Origin of the sequence: Bacillus sp. 105MF (genome assembly GCF_000374885.1) — a bacterium.
Taxonomy (GTDB): Bacteria; Bacillota; Bacilli; order Bacillales; family Bacillaceae_G; genus Bacillus_A; species Bacillus_A pseudomycoides.
This window is the reverse complement of sequence record NZ_KB895575.1, coordinates 88497-101113: the sequence shown is the minus strand read 5'-3', so window position 1 is coordinate 101113 and position 12617 is coordinate 88497. Positions and strand designations below refer to the sequence as shown.

At 32.9% G+C, this 12617-nt stretch carries 12 protein-coding genes and 1 riboswitch; of the genes, 9 read left to right on the top strand and 3 right to left on the bottom strand.

Going from position 1 to position 12617, the window contains the following annotated elements; genetic code table 11:
- Positions 1-191 precede the first annotated feature (191 nt).
- Both C564_RS0115945 and C564_RS0115940 read left to right on the top strand, forming a co-directional pair.
- Entirely contained in the window at positions 192-1463 is a 1272-nt protein-coding gene (locus tag C564_RS0115945) for an MFS transporter (protein WP_003204494.1), read from the top strand.
- Positions 1453-2091 (top strand): Vat family streptogramin A O-acetyltransferase, encoded by a 639-nt coding sequence (locus C564_RS0115940; protein WP_018765995.1) that lies wholly within the window; start codon positions 1453-1455, stop codon positions 2089-2091. Before C564_RS0115945 ends, C564_RS0115940 begins: the two co-directional genes overlap by 11 nt.
- Positions 2092-2182: 91 nt before the next feature.
- Here the strand turns inward: C564_RS0115940 and C564_RS0115935 are convergent, their stop codons facing one another.
- Complete coding sequence (locus C564_RS0115935) at positions 2183-2530, bottom strand: hypothetical protein (protein WP_003204490.1); 348 nt, start codon at positions 2528-2530, stop codon at positions 2183-2185.
- Between the two features lie 190 nt (positions 2531-2720).
- Here C564_RS0115935 and C564_RS34825 point away from each other — a divergent pair, with 190 nt between their 5' ends.
- Positions 2721-2876: a DUF1540 domain-containing protein gene (locus C564_RS34825; RefSeq protein ID WP_003204488.1), complete on the top strand. Its 156-nt coding sequence runs from the start codon at positions 2721-2723 to the stop codon at positions 2874-2876.
- Positions 2877-2972: 96 nt separating this feature from the next.
- Here C564_RS34825 and C564_RS0115925 read toward each other — a convergent pair whose 3' ends face one another.
- Positions 2973-3470: a PadR family transcriptional regulator gene (locus C564_RS0115925; protein WP_006094938.1), complete on the bottom strand. Its 498-nt coding sequence runs from the start codon at positions 3468-3470 to the stop codon at positions 2973-2975.
- A gap of 138 nt (positions 3471-3608) precedes the next feature.
- Between C564_RS0115925 and C564_RS0115920 the strand changes: the two genes are divergently transcribed.
- From C564_RS0115920 to C564_RS0115905, 3 genes are all read left to right on the top strand, one after another.
- Positions 3609-4820 (top strand): cytochrome P450, encoded by a 1212-nt coding sequence (locus C564_RS0115920; RefSeq protein WP_018765994.1) that lies wholly within the window; start codon positions 3609-3611, stop codon positions 4818-4820.
- A gap of 341 nt (positions 4821-5161) precedes the next feature.
- Positions 5162-6022, top strand: coding sequence for a Cof-type HAD-IIB family hydrolase (locus C564_RS0115915; protein ID WP_018765993.1), 861 nt, complete (start codon positions 5162-5164; stop codon positions 6020-6022).
- Positions 6023-6353: 331 nt separating this feature from the next.
- Entirely contained in the window at positions 6354-8135 is a 1782-nt protein-coding gene (locus tag C564_RS0115905) for a PAS domain-containing sensor histidine kinase (protein ID WP_018765991.1), read from the top strand.
- A 134-nt stretch (positions 8136-8269) separates the two neighbouring features.
- On the opposite strand, the gene C564_RS0115900 is transcribed toward C564_RS0115905, so the two are convergent.
- Complete coding sequence (locus tag C564_RS0115900; protein WP_018765990.1) at positions 8270-8950, bottom strand: aspartate/glutamate racemase family protein; 681 nt, start codon at positions 8948-8950, stop codon at positions 8270-8272.
- 157 nt (positions 8951-9107) lie between these two features.
- Positions 9108-9225, top strand: a riboswitch (SAM riboswitch).
- 146 nt (positions 9226-9371) lie between these two features.
- On the opposite strand from C564_RS0115900, the gene C564_RS0115895 reads away from it, so the two are divergent.
- Genes C564_RS0115895 through C564_RS0115885 form a run of 3 tightly spaced genes read left to right on the top strand, consistent with a single transcriptional unit; the run spans position 9372 to position 12451 of the window.
- Entirely contained in the window at positions 9372-9920 is a 549-nt protein-coding gene (locus tag C564_RS0115895) for an ECF-type riboflavin transporter substrate-binding protein (RefSeq protein ID WP_018765989.1), read from the top strand.
- Between the two features lie 10 nt (positions 9921-9930).
- Complete coding sequence (locus C564_RS0115890; protein WP_018765988.1) at positions 9931-11631, top strand: ABC transporter ATP-binding protein; 1701 nt, start codon at positions 9931-9933, stop codon at positions 11629-11631.
- On the top strand, positions 11624-12451 hold the full coding sequence (locus C564_RS0115885) for an energy-coupling factor transporter transmembrane component T family protein (RefSeq protein ID WP_018765987.1): 828 nt from the start codon (positions 11624-11626) through the stop codon (positions 12449-12451). Before C564_RS0115890 ends, C564_RS0115885 begins: the two co-directional genes overlap by 8 nt.
- The last annotated feature ends 166 nt before the right edge of the window (positions 12452-12617 follow it).

Below are 12617 nucleotides of genomic sequence, written 5' to 3'. Positions count from 1 at the left end.
ACATCCCAATGATCAACTAATTCTATTTTTTAAGAAATCTTCGTTATAAAACGAAATATTCTTCTGAATAGGATTAGTATGTACATTTTTATATGTAAAAGGGATGTATTTTCGCACTGCGAATAAACTGACTTTTATAATATGATGATGGTGCTGCCTCCTATTCAGAATGTAGAATAGGGGGCTTTATTATGTCTATGAATATAGAAGCTAAACAAAAAAGTAATATATCTGTAGTACTAAAAAATCGATTTGTGCAAGCAATTATTGCTTCAGCATTATTTCTCCAGATAGGAATTTGGATCCGAAACTTTGCGGTACTGCTGTATGTAATGGAAATGACCAATGGTGATGCGTTTGCCATTTCAATGATTTCAGTTGCTGAATTTGCGCCGATTTTTATCTTTTCATTTATAGGAGGAACGTTTGCAGATAGGTGGAAGCCAAAAAGGACGATGATTTGGTGTGAAGCCTTAAGTTCGTTATCAGTATTTGCAGTATTGTTTACACTTATGTTTGGTACGTGGAAAGTTGTATTTTTTGTTACACTTATCTCTGCAATTCTTTCGCAATTTTCACAGCCTTCAGGTATGAAATTATTTAAACAACATCTATCTACAGAAGAAGTACAGTTGGCTATGTCATTATATCAAACCATTTTTGCGATTTTCATGGTATTAGGTCCTATACTTGGCACGTTTATATTTCAAGCCTTCGGAATTTACACTTCTATTATTGTGACAGGTATTGCTTTTTTATTTGCGGCTTTAGTCTTGCTATTTCTTCCAAGAGATATTGAAGAACAAGAAGAAAAGAAAAAAGTTAGCTTATTGCAAGAGATGGTGGATGGAATTAAATATGTAAAGGCAAAGAAGACACTAACATTACTCGGAATTTGTTTTATGGCAGCAGGATTAGGGATTGGTCTGATTCAGCCACTAGGTATTTTTATCGTAACTGAACAATTAGATTTATCAAAAGAAAGTTTACAATGGCTACTCACTGTAAATGGAGCTGGAATGATTATTGGAGGAGCTTTAGCGATGGTATTTGCCAAAAATGTTGCTCCGCAAAAGATGTTAATTTTAGGCATGTTTGCACAGGCCGTTGGCATTGGTATCATCGGATTTTCTACAAATTTATGGATTACACTCATTGCTCAGTTTTTCAGCGGTCTAGCACTTCCTTGTATCCAAATTGGAATAAATACGCTTATTATTCAAAACTCGGATACAGACTTTATCGGACGAGTAAATGGGATTTTAAGTCCTTTATTTACGGGTTCGATGGTATTAACGATGAGTATTGCCGGTTCATTAAAAGAAGTATTTTCACTTAGCACAATGTATGAAGGAACAGCATTACTATTTATTATTGGTTCATTATTTATTTTGCCAATATATAATTTGAAACCAGTAGTAGGAACTTCAAATGAAGGTGGTGCTGTCCAGCATGAATCCTAATCCAAATGTGCAATATCCGATTGAAGGAAATAAGAGTGTTCATTTCATTAAAAATACAATAACAAAACCAAATATTATTGTTGGAGATTATTCTTATTATGATTCAAAAAATGAAGAAACATTCGAAGATCAAGTGCTATACCATTATGAATTTTTTGGAGACCGATTGGTTATGGGAAAATTCTGCTGCGTAGCACCTGGAGTTACATGTATTATGAATGGCGCAAACCATAAAATGGATGGATTTTCAGCGTATCCATTTAATATTTTCGGTCATGGCTGGGAGAAATTCACACCTACACTTTCTGATTTACCGTTTAAAGGAGATACGGTTATCGGAAATGATGTATGGATTGGTATGGATGCGACGATTATGCCCGGAGTGAAGATAGGGGACGGAGCAATTATTGCTGCTAAAGCGGTTATAACAAAAGACGTCCCACCATATACAATTGTTGGTGGTAATCCTGCTACTGAGATAAAAAAGAGATTTTCAAATGATGTAATAAATGAATTGTTAGAAATAAAGTGGTGGGACTTGGACATTAAGATTATTTCTAAAAATATTGATGTAATTGTAAGTGGGAATATGGAAGCGTTGAAAAAATTAGCAGACGCTTCAGTGTGAAAAATATGAAAAAAGGAGGGCTCCATTACGAAAGATGAGTCCTCTTTTTTTCATTCGCTTTATCAATTTTATAAACAAAACCACCGTCACATCATAAGTCGTAACAAAATGTTTCTGGCTTAGCTAGAAGAGTTCGGGAGCGTTCAACCCATTTAAAAATATCTGAATTCGTTGAATTTGTTGCACTTTGTAAGATGTTTTGAAGAGATTCTATATTATATGTATTTCCGCGAGTTCGAATAGCATCTCCAACTAATAGATATAAACAGTGAAGAAAAAAAGTTTGATTGGGACAATTTGTATCACTTGCAATACTCAGTATAATTTCTGCTGTATTATCGCATATCGATAAGTCCCAGTCTTGCTCAGGGAAAACAGCATGTTCTGTATAAGCCCATTCAATAATTTCTTGTGTTGTAGGGTTCCACGGATCTTTCATTATACAATCTCCTTTATCATTTCTTAAATAATAAGTTAATTATATAATAGAGAAAAAATTTGAGGGAAATGTTTTTCTTGTCCAATTTTTCATGATAATTAGCAAGCGTAGTATCAATACAAAGAAAAAAATAGAAGTATCATACCTCTCAAATTTGTTAATGATAAAAGAATAAGGAGGTGTGATACTTATGGCACAAGATGTTTTATGCGAAGTAAACAACTGCAAATATTGGGGTAACGGAAACAAATGTAATGCAGATGCAATTTATGTAGTAAGTCATAAAGGTAACCAAGCATCTACAACAGAAGAAACGGATTGCAAAACATTTATTCCTGAAGCTTAAACGATAAAGGGTAACCGCACCGGGTTGCCCTTTTATTAATTATATTATTGATAATAAATTTCATTTTCATTCACTATATTTGCTTTTTTGTCATTTTTATATTTTTTTCATAAGAGAAGTAATCCAAGCTAGCTCATGTTCAATACGTGATTTACCATACTGTATGACCTCAGAAATAAAAAGTGATGTCTCAGCTAAAGATCGAATGGAGGCTAATTGTTTGTATAGCACATTTTGACGAGTCGTTAAAACTTCTTTTCGAGCTTCGTAATCCAGTTTCTCAAACAGTGCAACACGCACAAGAAATTCAGTATCATTAGCAGCTAGTTTCTCTGGAAACTCTCGCATCATTTCATAAAAGATTTCTTCACCTGTAGGAGTTAATGCGTAAATGTTACGGTTTGGTTTACCTATTTGTTGATGAATCTTTTTTGTAATTGCTCCCATATCTTCAAAACGCCGAAGGGCAGGATAGAGCATGTTATGATTCAATTCAAAATTTTCTCCAAGACGATTTTGAATGTTTTTCTTTATTTCATAACCATACTTTGGTCCAGAAGTTAATTCTGCGAGTAGTAAAATATCAACATACATATGTATCCTCCTAATTTTTTCTCAAGTTTATATCCGTAAATATCCCCTGTATATATGTTAAAATAACATATGTTAGTCTATACATCTTTGAACTGCCTACCTATTACTTTATTTTAAAAGAAAAGGGAGGAAAGAACTATGAATTCGCCTGAAAATGTAATTTTGGTTCATGAAATTTCAAAGCTCAAAACAAAAGAAGAGCTGTGGAACCCTTATGAGTGGTATAAGCATATGAGGGAAAATCATCCGGTCTATTATGATGCGGAGCAGGATGTATGGAATGTTTTTTTATATAATGATGTGAACCGTGTTTTATCTGATTATCGCCTATTTTCAAGCAGAAGAGATCGTCGTCAATTTTCCGTTCCGCCTTTAGACACAAGAGTAAATTTAAACTCTTCTGATCCTCCAGAGCATCGAAATGTTCGCTCAATTGTTTCAAAGGCATTTACCCCAAGAAGTCTTCAGCAGTGGAAGCCACAGATACAAGCAATTGCAAATGAACTTGTGAAAGATATGAATAATTATGATGAAATTGATATTGTAGAGCAGTTTGCTGCAATTCTACCTGTAACCGTTATTTCTGATTTATTAGGTGTTCCAACAACAGATAGGAAAAAAATTAAGATGTGGTCAGATATTTTGTTTATGCCATATAGTAAAGAGAAGTTTAGCGATTTAGATAAGCAGAAAGAAGTTGCTTTACATGAATTTAAATCTTATCTTCTCCCGATTGTTCAAGAGAAACGATACCATTTGAAAGAAGATATTATTTCAGACCTGATCAGAGCGGAGTATGAGGGAGAAAGATTGACTGATGAGGAAATTGTGACATTTTCATTAGGACTTTTAGCCGCAGGGAATGAAACCACTACAAACCTTATTATTAATAGCTTTTATTGCTTTTTAGTAGATGCACCTAAGGTATACAAAGAATTAAGCGAAAGTCCAGAGCTGATTCCTAAAGCGATAGAAGAGGTACTACGTTATCGTTTCCCTGTTACATTAGCCCGTACTATAACGGAAGATACAACAATATTTGGACCGAAAATGAAAAAAGGACAAATGATTGTTACGTGGATAAGCGCTGCCAATTTAGATGAAAATAAATTTTCACAAGCAGATTGCTTTGATTTACATCGACCTGGAAATGAAAAACATTTAACATTTGGCAAAGGGCCTCACTTTTGTTTAGGCGCACCACTTGCTCGTTTAGAAGCTGAAGTTGCATTAACTACGTTTATTAGGAATTTTAAAAAGCTAGAACTTTCACCATCCTTTCATTTAGAGAACTGTATATTAGAGAATGAACAAACGTTAAAGCGGTTTCCTATCCTTTTAAAGAAATGAAGCATATTAAAAAAATGAAAACCCCTATTCTAAGTAGGGGTTTTCATTTTTTTAATATGTTTTTTTAACAAACTAAAAAATATTTCTTGACCTGAAACGCTTTTCATAAATTATAACTAAGTTGTGTTTGACAAAGTGAATATGGAAACGATACCTAATTTGTGTATTTATCCCGCTATTTGTGAATAGGAAGCCATCCACCTTTAATCTCAGTGGAAGGAAATGGAGAAATCAACTGCCTGTAAAATCTCGATTAGTGAAGACGAATAATTAGTGGGCTCCACTGATTTAAGTTTCACTTTATACAAGCATGTTTATTTATAGAAAGTGGTGACGGAACAATGAAACTAATTACAATCGATTTAGATGGAACTCTTCTTTCAAGAAATAAAATGATTAGTAAAGAAAATGCAGAAGCTATTCAAAAATGCCAGGAGCAGGGGCATGTAGTAGCGATTTGTACAGGACGTTCTCTCGTAGATATTGAACGTTTACTACTGGAAGCTGATTTACAATGTCCTATTATTGCAGAAAACGGTGCTCTTATTTATGTGGATCAAAAAATGATGAAAAGATACCCTATTCAAAATACACATGCCTTTGAAATTGTTGAATATCTTGAACAAAATCGGATGTATTATCAACTGTATACAGATCGAGGTGTATACGTTCCGGCATATGGTGAAGAAAGTGTGAATCATGAAATAGAATGGATAAAAAGGTCAAATAAAGATATTGATCAGCAAGAGCTTGAAGTCATCGCAGCATTGTATCTTGAACATACAGCATTTCATATCACAGAAAGTTGTAAATCGATATTAGAAGAAGAGATTTATGTGCATAAGCTTTTACCATTCTCCTATAATGAAGAGAAATTACAAAAATTAAAAATGCATTTTCAACATAATACAGAGCTAGCAATTACTGCTTCGTATTGGCATAATTTAGAGATTAATCATTGTGACGCTCAAAAGGGGAATGGTTTATATACTTTAGCAGAACATCTTAATATTCCGGTGGAAAATACTGTTGCAATAGGTGATGGGCTAAATGACATTTCTATGATGGAAAAGGCACATATATCTATCGCAATGGGAAATGCAGTGGACGAAATTAAACGAATTTGTCACTATGAAACATTATCGAATGAAGAACATGGAGTTGCACATGCTCTTTATCAATATGTCATGGTAAAAAAATAAAAAAGAATCCATCAAGGATTCTTTTTTATTTTTTATTAGGGGTAAGGTATTCTATGAGATTCATAGAATACCTTATTGCATTTTATTATATAGAATATATTGGAAGAATTGTATATGATTTTCAAATGATTTGTGAATATTTTGTGAATATTTAGATCGTTACATATTTATATTAATAAGATTATATATCATTTCAAATAATTTTTAATTGAAAAATAAAATTTATTTGAATAATTATGCTCTTGCTATATACCTATAAGAACATTATTCGTATAATGGAGAGGCGTGAGTAAAAATTGGTATTAAATTTACATATAGAGGTGGAAAGAGAATGAATGCGCGGCTATTGGAACTCATTGATGTGAACACAATAGAAACCATGGCAGAACAATTTTATAAATTAACAACCATTTCACATCAACTTCTTGATCAAAATATGGAATGTATTTTTTCATTTGGTATGAATCAAGAAGAAAATATACAACTTACAAAAATTGAAATCCCTATCTTTTTACATGAGCAACACCTTGGATCATTTATTGTTTGTGCAATTAAAAATGATATCCGTACTTGTTATAAATACTTCGAAATGCTTTCAAATCTCATTGTAGATGGTGCAATGAATAAACTTCAAAACCAAACAAAAAATATACATTTACTTTCTCAAAAAGAAGAACAGCTACATACAATCTTACAAAATATGCCCATTATGGTCGATGCTCTTGATAAAAATGGGAATTTTATATTATGGAATCGTGAATGCGAGCTCGTAACAGGCTATGCTGCAGAAGAAATCGTTGGAAATCCCAAAGCACTTGAACTGTTATATCCTGATGAAAGTTATCGCAGACAACTTCAAAAGAAATTTTCGATTCGCGGAAAAAGTTTTCGAGATTGGGAAATGAATTTAACATGCAAAAATGGGGAAATAAAAACAATCATGTGGTCAAATATTTCGGAGCAGTTCCCAGTACCTGGTTATAGTTATTGGGCAGTTGGAGTTGATATTACTCATCGAAAAGGAATTGAAGAGCAATTAAAACAGCAAACTTCTGAGTTAGAGCTTATTTTTAAAGCATTACCTGATTTGTGTTTCTTAACTGAGGCTGATGGAACAATTATAGACTATAAAGCAGGTTCACCAGCTAAGTTTTACGTACCTGCAGAATCCTTTATGGGGAAGAAATTTTATGAAGTCTTGCCATCACCTGTAGCACAACAATTTCAAGAAGCAATTCATCAAGTACAACAAAAGGAATCGACAGTTATTGTTGAGTATCCGTTAACACTTAAAGGAAGTGTTAGTTTCTTTGAAGCTAGATGTTTACCACTCTTACAAGATAAGATTATGATAATCGTTCGAGATATTACCGAGCGGAAAAAGACTGAGGAGTTATTGAATAAATCAGATACACTTGCAGCAATTGGGCAGTTAGCTGCAGGGGTAGCCCATGAAGTCCGAAATCCATTGACAGTGATTAAAGGGTTTATTCAATTATTTCAAATTAACCAAGAAGATCAAGATAAATATTTTGATCTTATGCTATCAGAAATCGAAAGAATTGAAGCTATACTTCATGAGTTTTTATCGATTGCAAAAACTGATGTCATTTCAACTGAAAAGAAAAACCTCTGCTCGATATTAAAAAATGTCGTTTCATTAATCAACACGAAGGCAATCATGACAAATATTCAAATTAATCTCCATATAGAATCAAAAGAACTAATGATAGATTGTTGTGAAAATCAATTAAAACAAGTTTTTATTAATATTTTACAAAACTCAATTGAAGCAATGCCAAATGGAGGGGAAATCTCTATTTATGTAAAAAAATCAGAGCGTGAAGAAGTTATGATTAATATGGTTGATAAGGGCGTAGGAATTCCTGAAGAAAGAATTAAAAGACTTGGTGAACCTTTTTATAGTACGAAAGAGAAAGGAACTGGGATTGGACTAATGCTCAGTTATAAAATTATTGAAAGTCATCAAGGAAGAATTAGTATTATGAGTAAGGTAGGAATAGGAACATCAGTTACAATCTATTTACCAATGTTTCAAAGTGAGCAAGTTACTTCTTGTGCAGCAATGTTACCTATAACAGGGGCTTTATGAGAATATTATTACTTTCCGGTTCATATAATAATAGAGTTAAAAAGCTATCTTATGATTTGTAAGATAGCTTTTGTTATATATTAATTTATTTTGAGAGTTAAAGAGTTCTTATAAATTATACAGTTGTTTATCTATTATCCAGCGAATTGTACAGCAGTTTTTGCATGTAAAAAAGCAGTATCAAATACAGGAATAGAAAGGTCTTTCTGTGAAATAAGTAACGGTATTTCTGTACAACCTAATAAAATTCCTTCTGCACCATTTTCAATAAGTTTTTGAATGATTTGTAAGAAACGTACTTTAGATTGCTGTGAAATAATCCCTTTACTCAATTCTTGAAGAATGACATGATGAATGAAATTTCGTTCATCTTTTTTCGGAATAATTGTTTCAACACCATAATTAGCTAGTCTTGTTTTATAAAAGTCCTGTTCCATTGTTTGTTTTGTTCCAAGTAAACCAATCCGTTTCACATCATGTTCAACAATTTCTTCAGCACTGACATCACCAATATGAAGAAGGGGGATAGAGATTGCTTGTTCTACTTCTTCCGCAAATTGATGTACTGTATTTGAGCACATAAGTATACAATCTGCACCGGAACACTCTATTTTTTTTGCTACTTGAACGAGTTGATTTTGCACTTCCTCATATTGTTGATTTTGTAATAAATTTGTCACTTCGCCAAAATCCATGCTATATAGAACAAGCTTTGCATTATGATTATACTGAGATAGAGTTAGTGTATTAATATGTTTATAATAAAGAGACGTTGATTCCCAACTTAATCCACCAATTAATCCGATTACTTTCATGTCAAATTCCTCCCGTTAACATGTTTTGTTATGTCAATTATTCCATAATTCCGATAAGAATACAATGATTAATTTGATTGTTTTAAGAAAAATAAAAATAGTTAGAAAAATATTGAAATTAACTTGCGTTAATGCAATAATACAAATTACAAACGAATACTTATCCAGAGAGGTGGAGGGAACGGCCCTATGAAACCTCAGCAACCCCTATTTATTCATACAAATAGGAAGGTGCTAATTCCGCAAAAGACATATTGTCTTTTGAAAGATAAGAGGATCATATCTCAATAAAAAATGACCTCTTATAAAAGGGGTCATTTTTTATTGAGATATTGAGAAGAAAGGAAGTGAGGACGCATAATTTAATTTTCTTATACATATAGGACTAATATAAACTAACTAGAATGAAAGGGGAATTCATATGAACAAATTATCTACAAAATTAGTCGTAGCAATTGGAATCGGTTCTGCAATATATGGTGTATTAGGTCTATGGGGATTTTCAATTGCGCCAAACACATTTATAAAGCCTGCTTTGGCTATATTAACAATTTTTGGTGCGATTTTCGGGCCGATTGCAGGACTTTTGATTGGTCTTATCGGTCATATAGTGACAGATACCATCGCTGGATGGGGAATATGGTGGGGATGGGTACTTAGCTCAGGTATTATTGGATTTACGATGGGACTTGTACAAAAACGAGCAAGTTTCAGTGTGAAAAATGGAACATTTCGTAATCGAGATATTTCATATTTTGCTATAACAGGTTTAATCGGGATTGTCATTGCAATCATATTTGCCGGTGCTTTTGATATTATCGTTATGGGTGAACCTTTGGATAAAATTGTTATTCAAGTATTCGGTGCAACGATTGCAGATATCCTTGTATTCTTAATTCTTGGTTTACCAATCACACTGGGATTAGCGAAAGCAAATAAAAAACATACACATTTGAAGATTGAAAAGTAGGGAGATTACAATGAAGCCGATTATTTCCTTTGAACAATTTACATTTCAATATAAACAAGTGACAGAACCTACTTTAAAGGATGTTACATTCCGTATTTATCCAGGTGAAAAAGTATTGATTGCCGGTCGAAGTGGATCAGGAAAATCAACATTGGCCCATTGTATAAATGGGCTTATCCCTTTTTCATATGAGGGATCAAGTACTGGGAACATTTCAATATGTGGTAAGGATCCGCGAAAAGGTAGTATTTTTGAGCAAAGCAAGCATGTAGGAACTATTTTACAAGATCAAGATTCTCAGTTTATTGGTCTAACCGTAGGAGAAGATGTTGCATTCTCCTTAGAAAACGATTGTGTAGAACAGGAGAAAATGAAGGCTGTTGTTATGGACTCACTACAGAAAGTACAGATGCATACGTTTCATCTACGAAGCCCGCATGAATTATCTGGTGGTCAAAAACAAACTGTTTCTCTTGCTGGACTGTTAACAACAGAAGCTGACATATTACTATTTGATGAGCCATTAGCAAACTTAGACCCCATGAGTAGTTTGAAAACAGTAGAACTTATACGAAAGGTGCATCAACAATTTAATAAAACAGTTGTTATTATTGAGCATAGAATAGAAGAAATATTAAAATTAGACCTTGATAAAATCATATTAATAGAAGAAGGAAAAATTGTAGCGGTTGATTCACCAAAAAGAATTTTACAAACAAACATGCTACAAAAAATAGGGTTAAGAGAACCTGTATATATTGAAGCATTAAAAAATATAAGAATGAATATTTTAGATGAAGAATTATATCCAATTGAAACTTTAGATCATAAAAATGTGAATAAAGCGATTATGCAATGGATGTTAAATTCTACTATGTTTAAAGAACAACAAAAAAAAGAAATCTTATGTGAAATAGAAAATATATCATTTTCATATTCGCAAAAAGATTTTACATTAAGGGATATAACACTCTCTCTACAAAAGGGAGAAATTGTAGCATTATTAGGCCATAATGGTGCAGGTAAGTCTACATTTGCACATACATTAACGGGAATGAACAAAGCGAAGGAAGGGGGAATTGTACTTGATAATGAAAATATAAGTTCATGGTCTATTCGAAAGCGTGGAGAAGTGATCTCCTATGTCATGCAAAATCCTAATCACATGATTACACAATCTACTGTTTGGGATGAAGTTGCTTTTTCATTAAAATTAAAGAAGACTTCTAGCGCAGAAATAAATAAACGCGTAGAAGATGCATTGCGAATTTGTGGATTATATCCATTCCGAAATTGGCCTATTCAAGCGTTAAGTTACGGACAAAAAAAGAGGCTTACCATTGCATCGGTTTTAACAAGGAATCCGAAGCTTATCATATTAGACGAGCCAACAGCAGGACAAGATTATTTTCATTATAAACAATTTATGTCTTGTATAAGCCTACTAGCGGCACAAGGAATATCATTCATCTTTATTACACATGATATGAATCTAGCTTTAGAATATGCAGACCGTGCAGTTGTCCTTCATAAAGGGAAAATACTTGCTAATGATACTGTTCCAAGCGTATTAGCAAATAGCGAAGTATTACAACAAGCTAATTTACAGGAGAGTTCGCTAACAACTTTAGCGAATTTGAGTAAAGTCCCTTTTCCAGACGTTTTTGTACAAATGTATATGGAGGCAAAAAGGAGAGGGGATTATGAATAAATCAGATTTATTTTATATAGATAATCATACATATTTTCATCGTATGGACGGCGCAATTAAATTGTTGTTATTTATAATTTGGATGACTCTTACGTTTATATTTTTTGATTTTCGTATTTTATTATGCTTGTTTTTCATTGGTTGTTTAGGAATAGTGATCGCTAAAATCCCTATAAAAAAAATTGTAATTATATTTAGTGTTATTTTCACATTTAGTATGCTAAATTCAATGATGATTTTATTGATTACACCAACTCATGGATCTGAGTTAACTGGTACAAGTACAGCATTCTTGCATATTGGATATGCTACGATTACATTTGAAACACTATTTTATGCTCTTACGCTCTCATTAAAGTATTTTACGTTATTACCATTTACACTTATTTTCATATACACGACACATCCAAGTGAGTTCGCTAGCAGCCTGCATAAAATTGGCTTACCATATAAGATTGCCTATGCAATAAACATTGCGCTTCGTTACATACCGAATATACAAGCGGAATACAAATTGATTAAGCACGCTCAAGAAGCAAGAGGTGTACCATTTGAAAGAGGAGAGACGAATTTTTGGGAACGTATTAAAAATCGGGTACTCATCTTTTGGCCACTTGTTATTCATTCTTTAGAGCGAATTGATACGGTTTCAAATGCAATGGACTTACGAGGATTCGGAAAAAAAGAGAAGCGAACATGGTATTTTACAACAAAAGCAAAACAAGAGGATTATCTAGGGCTCGTTATCGGCATTATAATTTTAGTACTGGCCATTTACCTAAAGTTCAATATTTTCAAAGGGTTTTGGTATCCATTGTAAGTTTTCTGGATGTTATTGGGATAAAATTTAGGCACTCAGAGGAATGTCTTTTTAAATTTATCCAAGACATGCTCAAAAATGACATAGAAACATACTGTATAATACGAACCTGTTAATAAACGATCAATTTCATTATCCATTAGTTTTATACTAAAAGGAGGAGAGA

Excerpts from the sequence above, each read along its gene's own strand:
- C564_RS0115945 (WP_003204494.1), top strand. The coding sequence starts at position 192 with ATGTCTATGAATATAGAAGCTAAACAAAAAAGTAATATATCTGTAGTA.
- C564_RS0115940 (WP_018765995.1), top strand. The coding sequence starts at position 1,453 with ATGAATCCTAATCCAAATGTGCAATATCCGATTGAAGGAAATAAGAGT.
- C564_RS0115935 (WP_003204490.1), bottom strand. The coding sequence starts at position 2,530 with ATGAAAGATCCGTGGAACCCTACAACACAAGAAATTATTGAATGGGCT.
- C564_RS34825 (WP_003204488.1), top strand. The coding sequence starts at position 2,721 with ATGGCACAAGATGTTTTATGCGAAGTAAACAACTGCAAATATTGGGGT.
- C564_RS0115925 (WP_006094938.1), bottom strand. The coding sequence starts at position 3,470 with ATGTATGTTGATATTTTACTACTCGCAGAATTAACTTCTGGACCAAAG.
- C564_RS0115920 (WP_018765994.1), top strand. The coding sequence starts at position 3,609 with ATGAATTCGCCTGAAAATGTAATTTTGGTTCATGAAATTTCAAAGCTC.
- C564_RS0115915 (WP_018765993.1), top strand. The coding sequence starts at position 5,162 with ATGAAACTAATTACAATCGATTTAGATGGAACTCTTCTTTCAAGAAAT.
- C564_RS0115905 (WP_018765991.1), top strand. The coding sequence starts at position 6,354 with ATGAATGCGCGGCTATTGGAACTCATTGATGTGAACACAATAGAAACC.
- C564_RS0115900 (WP_018765990.1), bottom strand. The coding sequence starts at position 8,950 with ATGAAAGTAATCGGATTAATTGGTGGATTAAGTTGGGAATCAACGTCT.
- C564_RS0115895 (WP_018765989.1), top strand. The coding sequence starts at position 9,372 with ATGAACAAATTATCTACAAAATTAGTCGTAGCAATTGGAATCGGTTCT.
- C564_RS0115890 (WP_018765988.1), top strand. The coding sequence starts at position 9,931 with ATGAAGCCGATTATTTCCTTTGAACAATTTACATTTCAATATAAACAA.
- C564_RS0115885 (WP_018765987.1), top strand. The coding sequence starts at position 11,624 with ATGAATAAATCAGATTTATTTTATATAGATAATCATACATATTTTCAT.